23 protein-coding genes and 5 pseudogenes are annotated in these 20,136 nt (G+C 43.1%); 8 read left to right on the forward strand and 20 right to left on the reverse strand.

Features of this window, described 5'->3' with window-relative positions:
- Nucleotides 1–13: 13 nt before the first annotated feature.
- From JCM21738_RS12880 to fabL, 11 genes and pseudogenes are all read right to left on the reverse strand, one after another.
- Nucleotides 14–913 (reverse strand): ABC transporter permease, encoded by a 900-nt coding sequence (locus JCM21738_RS12880; RefSeq protein WP_023625548.1) that lies wholly within the window; start codon nucleotides 911–913, stop codon nucleotides 14–16.
- An 18-nt stretch (nucleotides 914–931) separates the two neighbouring features.
- Nucleotides 932–1,934, reverse strand: a pseudogene (locus tag JCM21738_RS12885) (ABC transporter permease).
- Between the two features lie 268 nt (nucleotides 1,935–2,202).
- A pseudogene (locus JCM21738_RS12890) lies at nucleotides 2,203–3,802 on the reverse strand (ABC transporter substrate-binding protein).
- 112 nt (nucleotides 3,803–3,914) lie between these two features.
- A complete protein-coding gene (locus JCM21738_RS27365) occupies nucleotides 3,915–4,370 on the reverse strand; it encodes an oligopeptide/dipeptide ABC transporter ATP-binding protein (protein WP_369385735.1) in 456 nt (151 codons plus the stop codon).
- A gap of 21 nt (nucleotides 4,371–4,391) precedes the next feature.
- Nucleotides 4,392–4,942: pseudogene (locus JCM21738_RS27370) on the reverse strand (ATP-binding cassette domain-containing protein); the annotation flags it as partial.
- On the reverse strand, nucleotides 4,854–5,867 hold the full coding sequence (locus tag JCM21738_RS12900) for an ABC transporter ATP-binding protein (protein WP_023625552.1): 1,014 nt from the start codon (nucleotides 5,865–5,867) through the stop codon (nucleotides 4,854–4,856). The gene JCM21738_RS12900 and the pseudogene JCM21738_RS27370, both read right to left, overlap by 89 nt.
- A gap of 321 nt (nucleotides 5,868–6,188) precedes the next feature.
- Nucleotides 6,189–7,937, reverse strand: a complete 1,749-nt coding sequence (locus JCM21738_RS12905; protein ID WP_023625553.1) for an ABC transporter ATP-binding protein — start codon at nucleotides 7,935–7,937, stop codon at nucleotides 6,189–6,191.
- Between the two features lie 175 nt (nucleotides 7,938–8,112).
- On the reverse strand, nucleotides 8,113–8,643 hold the full coding sequence (gene ntdP, locus JCM21738_RS12910) for a nucleoside tri-diphosphate phosphatase (RefSeq protein WP_023625554.1): 531 nt from the start codon (nucleotides 8,641–8,643) through the stop codon (nucleotides 8,113–8,115).
- Between the two features lie 236 nt (nucleotides 8,644–8,879).
- The gene (locus tag JCM21738_RS12915; protein ID WP_023625555.1) at nucleotides 8,880–9,134 is read right to left on the reverse strand and encodes a YgaB family protein; all 255 of its coding nucleotides are present in this window, start codon (nucleotides 9,132–9,134) and stop codon (nucleotides 8,880–8,882) included.
- Between the two features lie 294 nt (nucleotides 9,135–9,428).
- Nucleotides 9,429–9,616: pseudogene (locus JCM21738_RS12920) on the reverse strand (gamma-type small acid-soluble spore protein).
- A gap of 89 nt (nucleotides 9,617–9,705) precedes the next feature.
- Nucleotides 9,706–10,455, reverse strand: coding sequence for an enoyl-[acyl-carrier-protein] reductase FabL (gene fabL, locus JCM21738_RS12925; RefSeq protein ID WP_023625557.1), 750 nt, complete (start codon nucleotides 10,453–10,455; stop codon nucleotides 9,706–9,708).
- A gap of 187 nt (nucleotides 10,456–10,642) precedes the next feature.
- On the opposite strand from fabL, the gene yfhS reads away from it, so the two are divergent.
- The gene (yfhS, locus tag JCM21738_RS12930; RefSeq protein ID WP_023625558.1) at nucleotides 10,643–10,867 is read left to right on the forward strand and encodes a mother cell protein YfhS; all 225 of its coding nucleotides are present in this window, start codon (nucleotides 10,643–10,645) and stop codon (nucleotides 10,865–10,867) included.
- 27 nt (nucleotides 10,868–10,894) lie between these two features.
- On the opposite strand, the pseudogene mutY reads toward yfhS, so the two are convergent.
- Together mutY and JCM21738_RS12940 are read right to left on the reverse strand one after the other, a co-directional pair.
- Nucleotides 10,895–11,967: pseudogene (gene mutY / locus JCM21738_RS12935) on the reverse strand (A/G-specific adenine glycosylase).
- 81 nt (nucleotides 11,968–12,048) lie between these two features.
- Entirely contained in the window at nucleotides 12,049–12,345 is a 297-nt protein-coding gene (locus tag JCM21738_RS12940) for a hypothetical protein (RefSeq protein ID WP_023625560.1), read from the reverse strand.
- Between the two features lie 139 nt (nucleotides 12,346–12,484).
- On the opposite strand from JCM21738_RS12940, the gene JCM21738_RS12945 reads away from it, so the two are divergent.
- The gene (locus JCM21738_RS12945) at nucleotides 12,485–13,471 is read left to right on the forward strand and encodes a metal-dependent hydrolase (RefSeq protein WP_023625561.1); all 987 of its coding nucleotides are present in this window, start codon (nucleotides 12,485–12,487) and stop codon (nucleotides 13,469–13,471) included.
- Nucleotides 13,472–13,533: 62 nt separating this feature from the next.
- Here the strand turns inward: JCM21738_RS12945 and JCM21738_RS12950 are convergent, their stop codons facing one another.
- Complete coding sequence (locus JCM21738_RS12950; RefSeq protein ID WP_023625562.1) at nucleotides 13,534–13,812, reverse strand: YfhJ family protein; 279 nt, start codon at nucleotides 13,810–13,812, stop codon at nucleotides 13,534–13,536.
- Between the two features lie 117 nt (nucleotides 13,813–13,929).
- Here JCM21738_RS12950 and JCM21738_RS12955 point away from each other — a divergent pair, with 117 nt between their 5' ends.
- Nucleotides 13,930–14,112 carry a small, acid-soluble spore protein K gene (locus JCM21738_RS12955; protein WP_023625563.1) on the forward strand — a complete coding sequence of 61 codons (183 nt, stop codon included), beginning with the start codon at nucleotides 13,930–13,932 and terminating at the stop codon, nucleotides 14,110–14,112.
- A 53-nt stretch (nucleotides 14,113–14,165) separates the two neighbouring features.
- Here JCM21738_RS12955 and JCM21738_RS12960 read toward each other — a convergent pair whose 3' ends face one another.
- Nucleotides 14,166–14,501: a YfhH family protein gene (locus JCM21738_RS12960; RefSeq protein WP_023625564.1), complete on the reverse strand. Its 336-nt coding sequence runs from the start codon at nucleotides 14,499–14,501 to the stop codon at nucleotides 14,166–14,168.
- A gap of 137 nt (nucleotides 14,502–14,638) precedes the next feature.
- Between JCM21738_RS12960 and JCM21738_RS12965 the strand changes: the two genes are divergently transcribed.
- Nucleotides 14,639–15,316, forward strand: a complete 678-nt coding sequence (locus JCM21738_RS12965) for an SDR family NAD(P)-dependent oxidoreductase (RefSeq protein WP_023625565.1) — start codon at nucleotides 14,639–14,641, stop codon at nucleotides 15,314–15,316.
- A gap of 15 nt (nucleotides 15,317–15,331) precedes the next feature.
- On the opposite strand, the gene JCM21738_RS27730 is transcribed toward JCM21738_RS12965, so the two are convergent.
- The 3 genes from JCM21738_RS27730 to JCM21738_RS27895 are packed head-to-tail and all read right to left on the reverse strand — an operon-like array spanning nucleotide 15,332 to nucleotide 16,141.
- On the reverse strand, nucleotides 15,332–15,460 hold the full coding sequence (locus JCM21738_RS27730; RefSeq protein ID WP_439646000.1) for a hypothetical protein: 129 nt from the start codon (nucleotides 15,458–15,460) through the stop codon (nucleotides 15,332–15,334).
- Nucleotides 15,409–16,005 carry a RecX family transcriptional regulator gene (locus JCM21738_RS12970; RefSeq protein ID WP_369385734.1) on the reverse strand — a complete coding sequence of 199 codons (597 nt, stop codon included), beginning with the start codon at nucleotides 16,003–16,005 and terminating at the stop codon, nucleotides 15,409–15,411. Before JCM21738_RS12970 ends, JCM21738_RS27730 begins: the two co-directional genes overlap by 52 nt.
- A 22-nt stretch (nucleotides 16,006–16,027) precedes the next feature.
- Nucleotides 16,028–16,141 carry a hypothetical protein gene (locus JCM21738_RS27895; protein ID WP_500778552.1) on the reverse strand — a complete coding sequence of 38 codons (114 nt, stop codon included), beginning with the start codon at nucleotides 16,139–16,141 and terminating at the stop codon, nucleotides 16,028–16,030.
- A 101-nt stretch (nucleotides 16,142–16,242) separates the two neighbouring features.
- On the opposite strand from JCM21738_RS27895, the gene JCM21738_RS12975 reads away from it, so the two are divergent.
- The 4 genes from JCM21738_RS12975 to JCM21738_RS12985 all read left to right on the forward strand — a co-directional run bounded on the left by JCM21738_RS12975 (nucleotide 16,243) and on the right by JCM21738_RS12985 (nucleotide 18,351).
- Nucleotides 16,243–17,142 carry a TIGR01777 family oxidoreductase gene (locus tag JCM21738_RS12975; protein WP_023625567.1) on the forward strand — a complete coding sequence of 300 codons (900 nt, stop codon included), beginning with the start codon at nucleotides 16,243–16,245 and terminating at the stop codon, nucleotides 17,140–17,142.
- Between the two features lie 67 nt (nucleotides 17,143–17,209).
- On the forward strand, nucleotides 17,210–17,329 hold the full coding sequence (locus JCM21738_RS23370) for a YfhE family protein (RefSeq protein WP_023625568.1): 120 nt from the start codon (nucleotides 17,210–17,212) through the stop codon (nucleotides 17,327–17,329).
- A gap of 88 nt (nucleotides 17,330–17,417) precedes the next feature.
- The gene (locus JCM21738_RS12980) at nucleotides 17,418–17,603 is read left to right on the forward strand and encodes a YfhD family protein (RefSeq protein ID WP_023625569.1); all 186 of its coding nucleotides are present in this window, start codon (nucleotides 17,418–17,420) and stop codon (nucleotides 17,601–17,603) included.
- Nucleotides 17,604–18,099: 496 nt separating this feature from the next.
- Nucleotides 18,100–18,351, forward strand: a complete 252-nt coding sequence (locus tag JCM21738_RS12985) for an alpha/beta-type small acid-soluble spore protein (protein ID WP_023625570.1) — start codon at nucleotides 18,100–18,102, stop codon at nucleotides 18,349–18,351.
- A 343-nt stretch (nucleotides 18,352–18,694) separates the two neighbouring features.
- On the opposite strand, the gene JCM21738_RS22520 is transcribed toward JCM21738_RS12985, so the two are convergent.
- The gene (locus tag JCM21738_RS22520; protein WP_052019700.1) at nucleotides 18,695–18,946 is read right to left on the reverse strand and encodes an ATP-binding protein; all 252 of its coding nucleotides are present in this window, start codon (nucleotides 18,944–18,946) and stop codon (nucleotides 18,695–18,697) included.
- Nucleotides 18,943–19,989 (reverse strand): histidine kinase dimerization/phospho-acceptor domain-containing protein, encoded by a 1,047-nt coding sequence (locus JCM21738_RS12990; protein WP_052019702.1) that lies wholly within the window; start codon nucleotides 19,987–19,989, stop codon nucleotides 18,943–18,945. Before JCM21738_RS12990 ends, JCM21738_RS22520 begins: the two co-directional genes overlap by 4 nt.
- Nucleotides 19,990–20,136 lie beyond the last annotated feature (147 nt).

Here is a 20,136-nt window from a genome sequence, read left to right on the forward strand (position 1 = left end):
GCATATAACTGCATTAACTCTTCATTCTAGGGTCCAATGCATCCCTTAGACCATCGCCCATCAGGTTGAATCCCAGTACCGTCAACATGATTGCCAGGCCAGGGAATATCATTGTCCATGGTGCCTGGATCATATAGTCTTTCGCGTCTGCTAGCATCTTTCCCCATTCAGGATTCGGCGCGTCTGCACCCAGTCCGAGGAATCCCAGTGCAGCAGCTTCAATGATTGCCGTGGCAATTGCAAGCGTGCCCTGTACAATAATTGGCGCCATACTGTTAGGAAGTATATGCTGGAACAATATCCTGCTGTCCTTCATCCCAACCGCCTTGGCGGCCATAATGTATTCTTCTTCTTTTACACTAAGGACCCTTGAACGGATTAGCCTCCCGAAGTTTGGAATATTGATTATCGCGATTGCTATCAGCGCATTCCTCAGTGAAGGTCCAAGAACGGCTACAATCGCAATCGCCAATAAGATACTTGGGAATGCCAGCATAATATCAAATGCTCTTGAAATAATGGTATCGACCCATCTGCCGTAGTATCCAGCAAGAATCCCCAGCAGACAGCCGACAACAATTGAACCCATTACCGCAAAGGTCCCTACCCATAAGGAAATCCTAGCACCATATATAACTCTGGATAAGATATCTCGTCCAAAATCATCTGTGCCAAGCCAGTGGTCAGCTGAAGGAGCCTGAAGACGAACCTCCATTTTCTGATCATTAATCCCTTCTGGCGCAATCAATGGTGCGAAAATTGCCAGCAAGATAAAAAACAAGACGATGGCCGTTCCAACGAGTGCCAATTTATTCTTCTTAAAGCTATACCATGCTTCTGCCCAGGGAGACGCCACTTTTTCCTCTGCCTGTACGGTTGGCGGCGGTATTTGTTTTTGAGTTGATATCTCCATCTGCTCTCTCCCCTTCCATCAACGGTATTTGATCCGTGGATCAATGGCTGCATAAAGTAAATCAACTACTAGATTGATAAGTACAAAGATCAGGGCAATAATCAGGATCCCGGACTGGATAACCGGATAATCACGATAATTGATTGCCTCGTAGATATATCGGCCAATTCCCGGCCAACTGAAAATTGTCTCAGTCAGGATCGCTCCTCCAAGCAATAGTCCTGTCTGCAAGCCTATGATAGTCAACACAGGGATGATCGCATTTTTTAGGGAGTGCTTATAAACAACCCAGAACATGCTCAACCCCTTCGCCCTGGCTGTCCTGATAAAATCAGACCTCATCACCTCTAGCATTGTAGAACGAGTAATCCTTGCAATGATGGCCATCGGAATCGTCGCCAACGCCATCGCTGGCAGCACTAGATGCTTCAGGACGTCAACAAACTGGTCAGTACGCCCCTGAATCAGGGTATCAATGATATAAAAGTTCGTAATTGCATCAACTGGATTCCGCACTTCTTCACGCCCGGAAGTCGGCAGGATATCAAGGTTGATGCAAACAGCCACTGTTCCATCAAACCGAGCCAGAAAATCGGCATCGATACACCGACAAGTGCCAGGACCATCGCGCCGTAATCAAACCAGGAATTTTGGAACCATGCACTGACTATCCCGGCATTTACTCCTATGACAATCGCAATTAACATCGCAACAAAAGACAGTTCCATCGTTGCTGCAAGATAAGGCCAGATTTCAGTGCTGATCGCTGACTTCGTCCTTAGAGATTCCCCCAGATCACCCGTCAGCAGCCCTCCAAGATATGTAAAATATTGTACATACCAAGCTGGTCAAGCCCCAGCTCCCTCGTTAAATCCGCAATTGCTTCTTTAGTCGCCAGCTGCCCGAGAATGACTTGGGCGGGATCGCCAGGGATTGCTCTGATCATAAAAAATACAATAAGTGAAAGACCCAATAGTACAGGAATTAGTGAAAAAATCCTTCTGACAGAATAGGCAAACACCTTCCCACCTCTTTTCTTGATGAAAAGCGTAAGCGCCTTGGTCAGCCCCGACAAGCGCTGTCCGACTAGAACGCCACATCCTGTGGCTGCCGGGTCTGCACTTCCTGTGCCTCAGAAGCCCGACCGGTGAAGTCGTTCTTTGACTTCATTGGGCGGACTGAAGCTGCTCGAGGAGCTAGGCGCTGGAGCTAGACATTACACAAATTTATTAATTTTATCTTTTCAACAGAAAAGGGAGAATGCATATGTTCTCCCTTTTCCTGATGCATTATTTTTTGAATTCAACCGTAGCAAGCAGGTCAGATCCTGTTGGATGTGCCTTGAAACCAGTAACGTCTGCTCTTCCCGCAAGGCCGGCTCAGAGTGGACAAGTGGAATCCAAGGAGCATCTTCCTTGATTAACAATTGAGCTTCTTTATACAATTTTTCACGTTCAGCCTGGTCATTTGTAGACTGAGCCTTGATGAACAAGTCATGCACTTCCTGATTAGCGTAGCGTGCGTAGTTATTGCTGTCGATGTTATCCTGGTCTAAAAGGACATACAGGAAGTTATCAGCGTCACCATTGTCACCAGTCCAGCCTAGAAGGAATGTGTCCGCTTCACCAGTACGTGCTTTTTCAAGATATGTTGCCCACTCGTAAGAAACAATCTTTGCTTTTACACCTACTTCAGCAAAGTCTTTCTGAAGTGCTTCAGCAACTTTCTTTCCGTCTGGCATATAAGGTCTTGCAACTGGCATTGCCCATAGTTCCATTTCAAAACCATCTTCATATCCAGCTTCCTTAAGAAGTTCCTTTGCTTTCTCTGGATCATATTCATAAGCTTCCACATCATCGTTGTAGCCAGCTACCGATTTCGGCATTGGGTTTTTCGCAGGCTCAGCAGCTCCAGCATAGAAAGCATCGATGAGCGCTTGCTTATTGACCGCGTAGTTCAATGCCTGGCGAACCTTTTTGTCTTTCATTGGGCCGCGCTCGTTATTCAATCCCAGGTAAGCAACGTTCAGAGAAGGACGGTAGAAGGTTTGCAGGTCTGCATTGCCTTCAATAGCTTTAACATCACTGAAGTTCACTCCATCGATAATGTCAACTTCACCAGTGTTCAATGCATTCAGACGTGCAGAGTTTTCAGGAATGACGCGGAAGATAACTTCATCAAGCTTCGGCAGCCCTTCTTCCCAGTAATCTTCGTTTTTCACAAGAGTTACCCTGTCATTACGCTTCCATTCTTTGAATTTGAATGGTCCAGTACCTACTGGATTTTCGATGAATTTATCACCATGCTTCTCGATTGCAGCAGGGCTCGCGATACCGAATGGAGACATTGCAAGGTTTTTGTAGAATGGAGCTAGAATTCGGTTCAATGTGAATTCAACTGTATGTTCATCTACTGCCTTAACTTCCTTAATTACGTCACCAAATTGTGAGTTATAGTAGTAAAATTGTTCTTTATTTCCGGCTTTCCAGCGCTCGAAATTGAAGACTACAGCTTCAGCATTGAAATCAGTGCCGTCATGGAATTTAACACCTTTTCGAAGTTTAAGTGTATGCTTCAAACCACCTTCAGACTCTTCCCAGCTTTCAGCAAGGCCCGGTGGATTTCTGTATCCTGCTCACCAAATTCGATGAGAGTTTCGTAGATGTTCTTTGTTACTTTGAAAGCTTCACCTTCAGTCGTTACTGCTGGGTCTAGTGATGTTGAATCACCGCCGCGGCCAAATACAAGAGTTCCTCCAGACGATGAATCGCCGTCAGAACCAGACTCCCCGCCCGTTTTCTTTCCGCCGGATTCATTATTACAGCCGGCAAGCCCAAGGCTAAGGATAAGGATAAAAGCAAAAAACATTAATCCAAAACGCCTTTTCATATTCTTCCCCCTTGTTTTTTCGGACCGGTTTTATATATCCAGTCCATAATATCTATCATCTATGCTGTTTACCTGCACACATTACTATCTGGAATAAAAATTCCGTTCCAGATTAATAAAGGTGGCAGGCAGCAAAATGACCAGGTTCAATTTCCTTCAATACAGGTCTATCAGTCTTGCAGATATCCATACATTCCTTGCACCTTGTATGGAAGGCACATCCCTGTGGCGGATTCTCCGGGCTTGGAATATCCCCTGTCAGCAGCTCCTGTACCCTTTTCACATCAGGATCCGGTATCGGTACCGCTGAAAGCAAAGCCCTCGTATACGGATGGAGGGGGTTTTCATACAACTTATCGGCTTCGGTGATCTCTACGAGCCTGCCTAAATACATGACTCCAACTCTGTCACTGATATGCCTTACAACACCAAGGTCATGGGCTATGAATATATAAGTCAATTGGAATTCCTTTTGCAGGTCCTCCAGAAGATTCAAAACTTGTGATTGAATGGAAACATCAAGTGCAGATACAGGTTCATCGGCTATAATCAGCTTAGGCCTTGTCATTAACGCACGAGCAATCCCAATCCGCTGGCGCTGTCCGCCGCTGAACTGGTGTGGATACCTTTTGGCATGGTAGCTGCTGAGGCCGACTACCTCAAGCATTTCCTGGACCATCTGCTTGCGTTCCTTCTTTGTCCCGATCCCATGGACAATCAGGGGTTCCTCCAAGATTTTCTCGACTGTATGCCGAGGATTCAGTGATGCAAATGGATCCTGAAAGACCATTTGCATATCCTTTCGCGCCTTGCGCATATCGTTGTCCGAGAGAGTGACAAGATCCTTTCCTTCAAAAATGACTTTCCCTTCTGTAGGTCGGTCAGGCGCATCAGCATTCTTCCTGTAGTTGATTTGCCGCAACCTGACTCGCCAACAAGTCCAAGTGTTTCACCCTTGTTCACCCAAAAGCTGATATCATCGACAGCTTTCACAGCACCAGTCTGTTTTCCAAGGATACCGCCAGTAACTGGGAAATATTTTTTCAATCCATCAACTTTTAACAGTACTTCTGTCATTGGCTGCTCCCTCCTTCTGATGCAGCAGGCAGCGTACAGTATGGCCTGGCCTGCCAGTTTCATAAAGTTCAGGATCTTCGCTCAGGCATCTGTCCATGACAAATTCGCATCTTGCCGCGAACCTGCAGCCAACCTTAATGGAACCTGGCTTGGGCACGTTACCGGGAATAGAGTATAAGCGCTCCTGTTTGTCCCTGATATCAGGAATCGATTTAAGTAATCCAAGAGTATAAGGGTGCTTCGGGTTTTTAAAGATATCCTCTACAAGCCCTTCCTCGACGATTTTCCCTGCATACATAACAACGACACGCTGGCAAACCTCTGCGACAACTCCAAGGTCATGGGTGATCATGATAATCGCCGTATCAAGCTTTACGTTGAGATCCTTCATCAACGCCAGAATTTGCGCCTGGATGGTCACATCAAGCGCCGTTGTCGGTTCATCAGCAATCAGTACGCGCGGGTGGCAGCTCAGTGCCATTGCAATCATGACCCTCTGCCGCATCCCACCGGAAAGCTGATGAGGATATTCCTTGACGATTTGTTCTGCTCTTGGCAGCCCGACAAGCTTAAGCATCTCCACTGCCTGCTGATAAGCAGCTTTTTTGCCCAGCTTCTTATGTATTTTCAAAGCCTCAACCAGCTGTTCACCTATCGTAAATAATGGATTCAACGAGGTCATCGGTTCCTGGAAAATCATCGCGACATCATTTCCCCGGATTTCTCGCATTCTTCTTTCCGAAGCGTGTACCAGGTCTTCACCATTGAGAAGGATTTCCCCGCCAGCAATTATTCCCGGAGGCTGGGGGATCAGCTTCATGATTGATAAGGAAGTTACGCTTTTTCCGCTGCCCGATTCTCCGACTATCCCGAGGATCTCTCCTTTGTTAACCGAAAAGCTGACATCATCTACTGCAGGGACCTCACCATCTTTTGTGATAAATGATGTCTTTAAATTCTTCACATCTAAAACCGGAGCATGTACCACTTTTCTACTCCTTTCTATTACCGAAATATTATTGTTGAATAAAAATTACTTATGTCTGTGTAAAACATTTTATATTAAATGCACCAAGATAGTCCACTTATTTTTCTTAATTATTTAAATATAATAATAATTTAGAATCATTTTAGGCATTTGGTACTATTTGTATGTCAAAAGCTGATAAATTATGACACTTTAGAAATATGAAGATTTTCTTGGGATAAATTTTTGTTTATAAAAAGATTCTGGAAATTATCCAGGAATCGGTTAGGAGCGAAAGACAAAAAAAACCGAAGCGCAATGCCTCGGTTTCTTGTGGATTATTTAACTTTCAAGCTGTTGGACCTGGAAGAGTCTATGATAGCCCCCCTGCTTTGCCATCAATTCATCATGGCTGCCGTCCTCGATGATTTCTCCGTGCTCAATCAGGACAATCCTGTCTGCATGTGTAATCGTGGATAAACGGTGGGCAACAACGAATGTTGTCCTGTCTTTTGCCAATTTTTCTATCGCTTCCTGAATAAGATGCTCACTCTCAAGATCGAGCGCTGATGTTGCTTCATCAAGAATTAGAATAGGCGGATTCTTCAGGAACACTCGCGCGATGGCAACACGCTGTTTTTGGCCCCCGGAAAGCTTGACTCCCCTTTCACCGACTTTTGTATCATAGCCTTCTGGCAGATTCATAATAAAATCGTGAGCATTTGCTGCCTTGGCCGCTTGAAAGACTTCCTCATCACTGGCACCTGGCCTGCCTAACAGGATATTCGATTTGACCGATTCACTGAACAAAATATTATCCTGCGCAACCATGCCGATTTTATCTCGCAGGGAACGGACCTTGAACGAACGGATATCCTTCCCATCAAGGAGGATTTCGCCATCGGTAACATCAAAGAATCTTGGTATCAGGCTGACAAACGAAGATTTTCCGCCACCGCTCATTCCGACCAGAGCAATAGTTTCTCCCTTTTCAACCTCTATATTCAAATTCTTAAGTACCGTCTCTCCGTCTTCCTCATAAGAGAAACTTACATTTCTAAAAGAAATATCCCCGTTCACTTTTTTCAGTTCAATTGCATCAGGAGAATCCTTGATATCGTATTTTTCATCCATGAATTCGAAAACGCGGTCCATTGAAGCAATCGCCTGAGTCAACGTGGTCGATGAATTCACCAGCCTGCGCAGTGGGTTATAAAGCCTGTCGATATACGCAATGAAAGCGGCCATTTCCCCGATGGTAAGATTCCCTTGAAGGACCTGGTAACCGGAAAAGCCAATAACAAGCAATGGTGCTATATCAGTAATCGTATTGACTACCGCAAATGCTTTTGCGTTCCATCTTGTGTGATCAAGCGCTTTTGTTAAAAAGTTTTTATTCTGCTGGTCAAATTGTGTCTGTTCATAATCCTCAATCGCAAAGCTTTTGATGACTGAGATTCCAGCCACTCTCTCATGCAAATAGCTTTGTACCCCCGCGAGTGCCTGTGACCGTTCTCTCGTAAGCTTCCGAAGATTCCCGAAGAAAAATTTCACCGAAAAAGCGTAAAAAGGAAACAGGATCAATGAGACAAACGTAAGCTTGACATCCATCAAGAACATGATAGCAGCTGCTATCACAATCGTAGCAATATCAAGCCATAGATTCATCAGTCCAGACACAACGAATGTCTTTGTTTGCTCGACATCATTGATCATCCTTGAGATGACCTCTCCAGCCCTTGTATTGGAATAATATTTATAGCTGAGTCTCTGCATATGGGTAAACAGTCTGTCTCTTAAGTCATAAAGAATCTTGCTCGCTGTCCACTGCGCAAAGTATTGACGATAGTATTCAATTGGCGGCCTGAGCACGACAAAAACAACAATCATGACGCCCATTACCCAAAGCAACTTGTCTATTTTTTCATCCTTGTCCAGTGTTTCATTTCCGATGACATCATCCAGGACAAATTTGATTAAAAGTGGAATTAACAGTGGAATCGCAAATTTAAGGATGCCGATGATGATTGTTCCAATGATTTGCAGCCTATATGGTTTGACGAATTTTAAGTATCTGCGGATGCTGCCCAATTATGGTTCCCTCCTATGGAGCCTTACCTTACCTTACCTTACCTTACCTTACCTTACCTTACCTTACCTTACCTTACCTTACCTTACCTTACCTTGCCTTGCCTTGCCTTGCTGTTGACGAAACAAAAACCTGTTGAATCAAATCAACAGGCTCAAGCTTGTCTACCCTGTATGGTTAACGGCGATATGTTAAATACCGTTCATAATAAATGTCGATGAAATCAGGCGCAAATGGACCCTTCCTCTGCCTGATCCAGCGTTTAAGCTTTTCAACATTGTATTTCAATATCTTATCGATCACATCAGGGTATTGCATTTCTTTTCGATGGCGTTCATATTCATCCTCATCGAGCAGATTAAACGTCATATCAGGAAAAACTTTAATATCGAGATCATAGTCAATATATTTCAGCGCTTCTCCATCAAATATAAATGGAGAACTAATATTGCAGTAGTAATACACGCCATCTTCCCGAATCATGCCTATAACGTTGAACCATAGCTGAGAGTGAAAGTAACAGATTGCAGGCTCTCTCGTCATCCAAGTTCTGCCGTCTGACTCAGTTACGACTGTCCTATCATTCCCGCCAATCACTAGATTTTGCGTTCCTTTTAAGACGGTAGTTTCTTCCCAGACTCGATGGATGTGCCCATTATGCTTATAACTGTGGATTTGGATCGGTTCACCTTCTGTGGGTACGCCCATGTTCTTCTCCCCTACTTTCCTTTCCCGGAAACTTTGCAACCTATTTAATGTATATTTATCTAAATTCTTCAAAAGACAAAAGGCAACAAAGAACGATTCCTATTTTTTATTATTATAACGGTTAACGAGAGAATTTAAAACAAAAGAGCCACCGATTTCCTCGATAGCTCAATAAATTCGCTTAATTTTTTTAAAAATTCACTTATTTTTATTTCAATGGTTTGCAGAAACCACTCTTAACGAAAACTAACGGCAAGCTGTTGATATGTATGGATGACTTCCTCTGTCTGCTTTTCAAACATCTGGTAGATTTCCTTCAGGTCCTGCTTTTTTCGGTCAATTTCGATACGCAGATCTTCTAATTCAGCACTTTGCTTAAGGACATCCAGCTGCTTTTCAATCTCCTGGCATCTTTCCAATTCAGACTGCAGATATAAAAGCTTTTCCATCGTTTGCATTTGTGTAGAAACCAATTCGTTAAATTTATCCATGCATTTCCACCGCCTGTATAATTTATCTTTTATTTTAAATGTATTCTTGGGTGAGGGTGAAAATCCTTTGACTAGTTATGTAGAGGAATTGGAACCTTTGTCGAATGGAGTAACTTGATTTTGCATTACCTCTCATTAACCTGCCTGTCTCATTTATGCGCTGAAATTCGTTTTGCGTTTCCTTTTCAATGGTCCCGCTACGGTCGCGAACTGAGAGTTGACTTTGAATCCCATCAAATTTAATCAATGGAAAAAGGCACTCTGCGAATTAGAGTGCCTTCCATTAAGGTGATTTTAGCGCTGTTGTCCAGAGTTTTGGCCTTTGCGAGCTTCAGCTGCTGGTTTTGCTGACGTACTTCTTGAGCGTTTGTTTCGCTCGCGAATTCAGTGCCGTATTGTCCGCCTTTAGCAGATTGAGCGTTTTGTTGTCTCACCTGCTGAATGTTAGTTCCAGCTTGAGATTGATTAGGTTGTTTTGCCATCGTTTATCACCTCCACGAATAATAGATTAACCATCCGCGGAAAGTGCTATCCGACTTTTTTATACCAAATTCATCCAGTTGGATTCATCTTATACCAACAAAGAAATTCCCCCATCGACGATGATTGTCTGACCGCGGATCATGGTGGATTCATCCTTCAGCAGGAACATGATGGCGTTGATCATGTCGTCGATTTCGACCATTCTTCCAGCAGGGGTTTTCTCTCTAGCCTCTGCAAGCAGTTCCTCTCTATTAGGGAAGTGAGTAAGTGCCTCTGTATCGACCGCTCCGCCTGATACTGCGTTGACTACGATATTTTTCCGGGCAAGCTCAACAGCAAGATAACGTGTCAATGCTTCCAGTGCCGCCTTGGAAACCCCTACGGTTGTATAGTTCTCCAAGTATCGAATCGAACCTATTGAACTGATGCTGACAATTTTACCGCCGCCATTCCTTTCCATCAATTTCGCCGCTTCCTGGGCACAGAACAATAGCGCTTTACTATTGATGTTCATCGTCCAATCCCAATGTGATTCCTCAAGCTCCATCGCCGGTCGCAGCACGCCTGATGCTGCATTGTTAACGAAGATATCGAGCCTTCCGAATTCCGCTTCGATTTGTTCGAACATTGCTTTGATTTTGCTGACATCGCCGACATTTGCCTTAACCACAAGGACCTTCCTGCCAAGTGCTTCGATTTCATCTGCTGTTTCCTGGGCTGCCTTTTTGCTTCGGGCATAATTGACAACGATGTCATACCCTTCTTTTGCGAGCCTGATGGCTGCCGCTTTCCCGATTCCCCGGCTGCTTCCGGTAATAAGTGCAACTTTTTGTGTCATGTAAAAAACCCTTTCTTTCCAGTTCTTGCTAAGAAAAGCAGAACCTTAATTTTGTTTCATTTTAGCCTGTTCAGGTATATATGACAATAAGGATCGATTTCTTGTTCCGTTTTTTATGCTGTGATAAAAACTCCCGTACTGAAAACACTATTCTTAAGACCGACACTCTTACGAAAGGATGATTCCCATGTATGTAGGCCGTGATATGACTGAATTATCGATGATGCCCAAAACTGATTGGAAGGATAGCGAGCTTGCTTTTTTCCATCATTCTCTCCAGCAAATGGTCCCTTATTTGAATGCTGAAGGCCAGACGATCCACAGAGAAATCGTTGAAGAAATCGAAAGCCGGGGCGGTTTGAACCGCGGCGAAGCCGATTATACGCACGGGACGAAAGTTAGCTACGACTGATATGGAAAAGGCTGCTAACTCCGATGGTTAGTCAGCCTTTTTATATTCCAGATACTGCTTCAGCATTTTTTGGTAAGGTACCGGAAATGCGAATTCCTGGATTTCCTTCTCTGTTACCAATTTGAGCTGTGGAGTCTCGATGATTTCGCCCGTAAATTGTCCGCTGAATACCTGTATGTTCCATACCAAATGCGAAAATACATGGCCGATTTCGCCTATGGAATCACCTAACTTCGGTATTAAACCATAGTTCTCTTCAAAATGCTCAGCCAGCTGATCTCTTTGTCTCTGGAAGTCGAGGCTCAGCTCAACAGTCGGAAACTCCCACAAGTTTGCCAGCAAGCCGGTTCCAGGCCTTTTCCGTATTAGGATCCTTCCTTTACCATCACTGAAAATCCCGGCAGCAAGCTGTACATTTTTCTGTTTTTTCTTTTTTGTTTTTACAGGCAGTTCATTTTGCACTCCTTCATGGAATGCCTGACAGTGTTCCCTGACCGGGCAAAGCAGGCAGGAAGGAGAGGTCGGGGTGCAGATTAGGGCTCCAAGCTCCATTACCGCTTGATTGAAATAGGAGGGGTTTTCGTGCGATATTAGCTCCCTGACTCCCGCTTCAAAAATTTTACGGGACGCTGGTCGGGCAATGTCCTCCCTAATCAACAAGATACGTGATAATACCCTCATGACATTTCCATCGACCGCAGGCTCAGGTTTTCCATAGGCAATGCTCAGGATTGCTCCGGCAGTGTATGGTCCAACACCTTTTAAAGCTGAAATCTCTTTCGGAGAATCTGGACTCTGCCGCCGTATCTTTCATTTACTTCTTTCACAGCGGATTGTAAATTAAGGACACGGGAATAATAACCAAGTCCTTCCCATGCTTTAAGGACTTTTTCTTCATCAGCGTCAGCTAGCGCCTCTAACGTTGGGAAATTTTCCAAAAATCGATTAAAATAAGGGATGACAGTATCTACTCTAGTTTGTTGGAGCATGATTTCTGATACCCACACTTTGTAAGGATCCTGGTCCTTTCTCCATGGCAGTTCTCGTTGCTCACTTACAAACCATCCTATCAAGTCATCCTGAAAGGATATTATATCCATTTTATCTATACATTTCTTGATGTCAGTTGCCACTTTCGTTCCTCCAGGTGTTAAACTTTCCGGAAATTTGGGAATATAATATTAACGCTTCTGCTTAATCGCCATGAAGCCTATTCGTTCCAATCCACCCGGAACAAAATCTTCAAGGATTCCAAAAACTGAGTGGTTCCGGGAAAGCCGCATTTTTTTCAAAGCATGGTAATGGGCTTCAGTCGGGACATAGAATGTTTCAACGAAAATATTACGCTCTTCTGACTGGCTCCATGAAAACATATCAGCCTCAAAATCAGGAAGCATTGTAGAGATTTTATCGATTGTCTCGCGGTATTGGCTAAGCAGATTTTGTTTTACTTCATACTGTACGATCATCTGAATCAATTTTTCCAGCTCCTTTTCTTGAAGGGCTGATTGAAACAGCCCTTTAAACGTAAACTATTCTTCGTATTGTGACAAGGACTTTTACCTGCCAAACGTTGGTTATGAGTAACAGAAATCTTTTAAAAAGGAGGATGTTCCCATGGATACTGGAACCCATGTTGTGATGGGATTCGCTCTTGGCGGGTTAGCTACGCTAGATCCTGCTGTCAGCGGAAGCACCGCCACTGCCTCAAGCGTGCTGATTGCTACACTTGTCGGCTCGCAAATCCCTGATATCGATACTGTATTGAAATTGAGGAATAATGCTGTCTATATACGGAATCACCGTGGCATTACCCATTCGATTCCAGCAGTCCTCCTGTGGCCGCTGCTTATTTCTGGGACAATCCATTTTTTCTACCCAGAAGCAAATTTGCTGCATTTATGGATTTGGACATTTATTGCTGTTTTCCTTCATGTTTTTGTCGACATTTTCAACGCATATGGGACACAGGCATTGCGTCCTTTTTCGTCAAAATGGGTCGCGTTGGGGGTTATCAATACATTTGACCCGATTATTTTTGCGATTCATGTCGTCGGTTTGTTCCTCTGGGCATTTGGATATCACCCTGGATATACATTTTTAACGATCTATGCGATCCTGGTGTTCTACTATATCTATCGCTTTATCATGAAGTTTCGAATCCGACGGGCAGTTGAACATATTGTACCGGATGCTACAGAAATCATCATCGCCCCAACAATGAAATTCAATCATTGGCGGGTAGCGGTGATGAATAAACACCAGTTCTTTGTCGGCCGCGGACACAAGCACCATGTGAGGATACTCGATCAATTCAATCGTGTACCTGTCCCGGAAACTCCGGTTTTGGAAGCAGCAAAAAAAGACAAGAACCTGTCAGCGTTCCTGTCCTTCTCTCCTGTCTACCGCTGGGAATGTGATGAATATGATGACTATTACGAAGTCAGGTTCATTGACCTTCGCTACCGCAGCAACGGGCACTATCCATTCGTCGCTGTCGTGAATCTCAGCAAGGATCTGGAAATTCTCAGCTCGTATACCGGCTGGATATACAGCGAGGAAAAACTGCGAAAGAAATTGGAATTTCTTCCTGGTGAGGGGTAAAACCGGATTACCTTTGCAGTCACAACAAACGGAAAAATCCCCGCAAATGCGGGGATTTTTCATTAATGGTCTTTATCGGCATTATCGGAATCCTGTTCCAGTAAATGCTTATACTTCGGGTTTCTGGCAACAAATTCATGTAGCTGTCCGCCGTAATTTTCAATCCATTGGCGGACCACTTTTTCGGTCATTTCACTGCCCATATATTCATGTCCTGCTTTTGCGTAGGTTGACTCAAAGTCTCCCCATAAAAGCTCCACCCATGTCAAAGCCTGTTCATAGGTGATGCCCTTGTTCTTTTCTTGCAGCAGGCTTGCCAGCTTCTCATGAGTTTCTTGCAATCGTGATCACCCTTTGCCAATTTTTAATGTAGTTTTGAATGATTGGATTTGTCCAATACTATAAATGCGTGCAGCTTTTTTGGCATACACGTAATTTTACCCGTCACGGAGGGCAATATGCGAAATAAAGTAACTAACTTCCCAAATCAGAACAACAATAAGCTCGAGGGCGAACCGCGGGCAAAAGCAGAATATGCTTCAAGAAGAGCTGATGGTACTATCAATACTCATCCGCAGGAGCGCATGTACGCATCATCTCACCGTGAAGATGACACATCAGCGGTCATAAAAGACCATTAAGAAGAAATTTCGTTTAACAGCTAGATTTTAAACCAATGGGCAAAGCCAGATATTTAAATCTGGTTTTGCTCCAATTTCAACAAAAGGGAAATTGGCAGTGCCTCTTCTCTTCCTTCACCATTTAGACGCGCCCCCCAGGCAAACACTCCATTCATATAATCAATCTTGAAATAAGTTCCTGGATCTCCATCGATCCCATAAATTTCTCCCGGCTTGAAATCATCAGGGTTCAGCATATATGATTTGGCCATGGCAATTTTTCGTTCATATACGGCAAGCTCACTGACCATCCCCATCTGCTCGGCTTTTCTAGCCTTGTCACGGAGACTGGCAATTTCCTGATTTAATTCATATTCAGATAACTCGCTGTATCTTTTTTCTCTGCCCATCTATATTCACTCCTGGATCATTTTCGTTTTTAGGATTCTTCCAATACTAGTTTTAGCCATCACGAAGCAACCTACTATTATCATTCAAGCATATAAGTTATAACTAAATTATAGCATGTTATCTTAAGGAGGCTATCATGAAAGCAATCATTGTGACTGGTGCCGGTACCGGCCTTGGGAAGGAGCTATCGCTTCTTTTGGCCAAACAAGGTTACCATTTGATCCTAACAGGAAGAACTGAAGATAATTTAAAAAATGTACAAACCCAGATCGAAAAAACAGGTGGAAGTGCAACAGACCTTGTACTCGATCTCCGCAATCTCGAGGATATTAAAGAAAAAGCCTTATTGATCAGCAAAAAATATGAGATTTACGGGCTCGTCAACAATGCAGGTCTCGGTTATTTCGGTCCATTCTCGGAAATCTCCGATAAAGAAATCGAAGAGATGTTCCAGACTAACGTCTTCGGGACGATCCAGATGACGAAAGCCATCCTGCCTTATATGAAGTTGAATAATGATGGTTTGGTCATCAACATCGTTTCGACCGCAGGACTGCGCGGGAAAAAGAATGAGGCGGTATACTGCTCCAGCAAGTTCGCAGTAAGAGGGTTCACAGAGAGTTTGCAAAAGGAATATGAAGGAACGGGAATCCGCTTTGTCGCTGCTTACATGGGAGGCATGAATACTCCGTTCTGGGAAGAAAGCGACCATGTTTCTGACCAATCAAGACTTCGATCTCCCGCTGAAGTGGCAGAAATCATCATCGAAAATCTTGAAAAAGACGAAATTGTAATCGAATCAAAAAAATCATGACAATGTCATGATTTTTTATTCCTCGTTTTCTTTTTCAGAAATGAATTCATCAATCATTTCCATTGGAAACCCCTTACGGTACAACGCCATTTTCAGCTTCTGCCTGTATTCACGTTCCGGCAGTTTACTGTATTTGTTGTGCAGCTTATCCCCCTGGTCCTTAATGCATCCATCTCATCGTCTTCTTCTTTCTCCACTTGTGTTTCATCCAGGGCAGCCCGGATGATCGCGAAGGAGTATCCTTTACGCTGAAGCATCTGCTCTATTTTCTGTTTAAGGATTCTTGAAGAATCCTTCTTGTTCTTCTGCGCATATTTATCACTAAGCTTAATTGCTTTTTCTAACTGTTCATCGAACGAAACCTCTTCTACTACCTTAGAGATCAAATCTGGAGATATCCCTTTATTCTTTAATTCCATTTTAATGACCTCGGCTCCCTTGTCCGTCGTATTAAGCTGGGTTCGGACAAATGCATTAGCAAACTCCTCGTCATTCAGGAATTTGAATTCATATAATTTATGGATTGCTTCTTTTATGACTGGATCTGCGACTTCCTTTTTCAACAGGTAGTCACTCACTTCAGCTTCAGACCTCATGCGGTGAGCTAAATAATTGATTGCCGTATTATAGGCTTTGCGGATATCATCCTGGAAAAGCATCTCTGTTACGGAAAAGTCATCGAGCTCCATCCTTTTTTCAAGTTGTGCTTAATCAATACATCTTCATCAACGCTGAAGCATACTCTTCCCCTCTGCCGCTGTCGGTAAAAATGCTGTATCGTTCCTTATTATGTTTTTGTACAGAAATCTTTGTAATCACTGGCATGTGATTTTCACCTCTAATGAAACTTTAACACATTCAAAGGAGGTTTATCATATTAAAAGAAGTACTATAGTAACAAGAGAATTTTTATGAGGAGGATCTTGATGAAAATTGCGATTACCGGAGGAACTGGACTGGTCGGCCAAGCGTTAAGCAGTCATTTGATACAGTCGGGCCACCAAGTGTATATATTAACTCGGAATTCAAGTGAATCACACAGCATCAACCCCAAATATGTTCAATGGCTTAATTCTGGTGACAAGCCTGAAAAGGAGCTTGACGGCATTGATGCTATTGTCAATCTTGCTGGCGCGACAATCAATAACAGATGGACGGATGAATATAAAAAGAAAATCATCGATAGTCGATTGCAGGCAACATCCGAGGTAAAAAGGATTATTGAAGAGCTTCCCACAAAGCCTTCTGTTTTAGTCAATGCCAGTGCAGTAGGCTATTACGGCACCTCGCTAAGAAAGGAATTTACGGAACAATCCAATAAGGGAAGCGACTTCCTAGCCGACACTGTCGATCAATGGGAAGCTTCAGCCTCGCAGGTTCATGACATGGGAGTTCGACCTGTACTTTGCCGTTTTGGTGTCATCCTTGATAAAAACGGCGGTGCTTTGCCGAGGATGGTTCTCCCCTATAAACTTTTTGCTGGAGGAAAGATTGGCTCGGGCAAGCAATGGCTTTCATGGATCCATATAGAGGATGTCGTACGCGGGATTATTTTCAGCATCGAGAATCCAAAAGTGAATGGTCCCGTTAATTTCACAGCCCCTTCACCGGTTACGATGGAACAGTTCGGAGAAACCTTATCCAGGGTCATTAATCGCCCTCATTGGATGCGAGTGCCTTCCTTTGCGCTAAAAATAATGCTGGGAGAAATGAGCATTCTTGTGTTGGAAGGTCAGCGTGCAATGCCAGAAAAACTGATTAGTGCAGGTTTTACATTCAGGTATCCTGAACTGGATGATGCACTTAAAGAAATTTTCGATAAGTAATGCTGTTAAATCCCTTTCAACAAGGAAATACTGGTAAAGTAAATCATTTTGAAAGGATGGATAACCAATGGATAAAAAGAAACGCGATAAGACTAAGAGCACTTTATCAAGCATGCAGGAAGTTACATACAGCCATGAATTCAAGAAGGCAGACAGAGCAGCAGGCTATACAAATGGAAAGAGATAATAAGCATTAAGCACCCTTTTATTGCGAAATATAAAAGTACGGAAATGATTCTTTTTCCGTACTTTTATCCTGAAAGGGGTTTTTTCGAATGGGTCGTTCTCATGGACATAAAACACGTGACCGAAATAAAGCTTCGCTTCCTCAGGTTCCCAAGAATATGAAGTCAGATGGAATCGACGTTGAATTCAACCCTGAGCTTGCCGATCAAGCTGATCTTGAAGCGCTGGCTCGATCAAGGGCTGCGGATGGGCGTGCAAAAAAATACCGAAAATAACCCATAATAAAAGAGAAAGCAGAATCCATATGGATTCTGCTTTCTCTTTTAAGGGGAAGGGAGAATTAATCAACAGTTAGCATCGGGATTTTTATTGTGAATATTTTCACTAACTTTTGATACCATTAATATATGCCCTCTTTCTAAGTTACACAATGGCTTTCACCAATTGTTCAAAATAAATATTTTCCACAGTTATCAACATTAATGTGGATAGTGTGAACAACTCTGAAAATCGCTTACTACTATTGGATTTTTAACCACACAGTTTTTTAAAGGTTTTTTTGTGGATAATGTGCATAAGTCTGTGGAGTACTCGAAAATTAATGAATTTTCCTGTTGATAAGTATGCTGATAAATAATTGCTATTAATATTTCCCTTATTTTTAATGCTGCAAACCATTATTCATTAATAAACGCCTAAATAATTTACATAAATAAATCAAATACTATTCCTAATAGGAGCTGATTTTTTAACAATACGGAGGGATTCCTGATGGCAAGAAGAAATAAAATACTTGTACCTGAAGCTAGAATGGCATTGGATGACTTGAAGGCGCAGGTAGCGGGAACAATGAAATCAGAGGACGCTAAATACGAAACGGCCAGGGAGATTGGTGTCCCATTGAACAAGGGGTATAACGGAAATCTTTCAACGCGAGAAGCAGGTCGAGTCGGCGGGAAACTTGGAGGAAATATGGTTCGCGAGCTCGTTAAAATGGCCCAGGAAAATCTGCGTAAACAGTAAGGATTTCAACTATTTGTAAAAACGATTGACAGCTGCTGAAAAATATCATATAATGATAAAGCTTCGCCAAAAAGAAGTAACTTGAATCACAACTATAATTATGTAAACAATTAATGGCGTTCTGCTTTTATTTTTAGGTATCAACTTATTCACACTGGATCGGCTTCGGAGCCGTAAGGATACAAGAGAGGTAGGGCTTGTGTCGTTTAGGTTTAAAAATGGTCAAGTGGAAATTGTACCGCGGCAAAGTTTATAATGGATGATTTTTTATACATCTTGTGGAGTAGCAAGTTACTTAAAAGCGAACCGGAATCCGGTTCGCTTTTTCTAATTCGCTAACAATTTAGATTGCATTATTCCTTCGGGGCTGCTCAGTATGATCAAATGGTTCCTGCTTGTATGACTGCAGGATTATAGTTACTTCTGTCCCGACTCCTCTTTCGCTCTTGTAGGAAATCGAACCGCCCATAGTCTCAATGATCTTGATTGAAACCGAGGTTCCAAGTCCCGTACCTTTACTTTTGGTTGTATAAAATAATGTACCAAGTTTGGCGATTTGTGCGCTATCCATTCCCTTTCCTGTATCTGAAATCACAATATATGATTCATTCCCGGCCGAGACCTGGCTGATGTTGACTTCCCCGCCTCATCCGTAGCCTCGATACCGTTCTTTATAATGTTCACAAGAGCTTGTTTCAGCTGGTTCCTGTCAGTTTTTACATAGATCCCCCACTCCAGCTGGACATTCACCTGGACCCCTTCCTTTGCAGCAAATGCCTCTAAAAGCAATGTGACTTCAGTAATGATTTCTGCCAGCTCGGCATCCTCCAATTTTTCAAATTGAGGCTTAGCAAAATTCAGATAATCATTAATGATAGATTCCGCCCTCCCGAGTTCCGTCAGGACGAGGCTCAAATAGTAATAATTATCTCCTTTTTCTTGCTTATGCATCATCTGCAAAAAACCTTTTACCACTGTTAATGGATTCCTGATTTCATGCGCTATTGATGCAGCTAGTTCACCCAGTGTATTCAGTTTTTCAGCGCGCAGGATTTCTTTTCTCATTAAATCCTTCTCGATCAAGGACTCATTCAGAATCGCTGCTACCCATACGGCAAAAACCTGGATTGCGCCAAAAATTCCAACATTCATCATAATTTGATTTGTGTCCTCGGCTGTTGCGTCATTAAGAAAAATATTGGCCAAAAGAATCAGCAGCATTGAAAATGAGGGCCATAACCCTACAAGGACTGTTGTCCTGATTCTCTTCTTTGCATCAAACGTCCAAAATTTCTTCATGAACAAGAATGGAATTAGCGCTGCCAGGAAACCGCTCGCATAGCCGAGCAGAAGATCCCCGCCCATGAATGTCCTTGTTGCCAGATAAGTAAACAAGACCATAACACCCGCTATCCGGCCTCCATATAAAAAGGCAAGCACCATTGGCACGTAGCGAAGATCCCAGTACAAACCGCCTTCCTCAAATGAGAACGCGAGAGACAGAAACACAGCAATACTTTGGAGCACTCCGCATAAGTAAGGTGATTTCCCAACCCTTTTATTATCAAAAAGAACACTATGAATAAAGATTGGCAGCAGGATAATTAGGACATTTAAAAGAAGTTTCTCAGCAAGCATTGCAAATTCTCCATTCAAAGAGGGTTTAGATAAAGCCGGGCTGGTGCTGTCATACTTGTTAGCTTTCTCGTATTAGGAATACGACAAACTTTTCACTAATCCTCTATTGCCCGGGAAATTTGTCATATTTTATTAGAAAAGCGCAAG

The organism is Mesobacillus boroniphilus JCM 21738, assembly GCF_000517385.1.
In the GTDB taxonomy this organism is placed as follows: domain Bacteria; phylum Bacillota; class Bacilli; order Bacillales; family Cytobacillaceae; genus Mesobacillus; species Mesobacillus boroniphilus.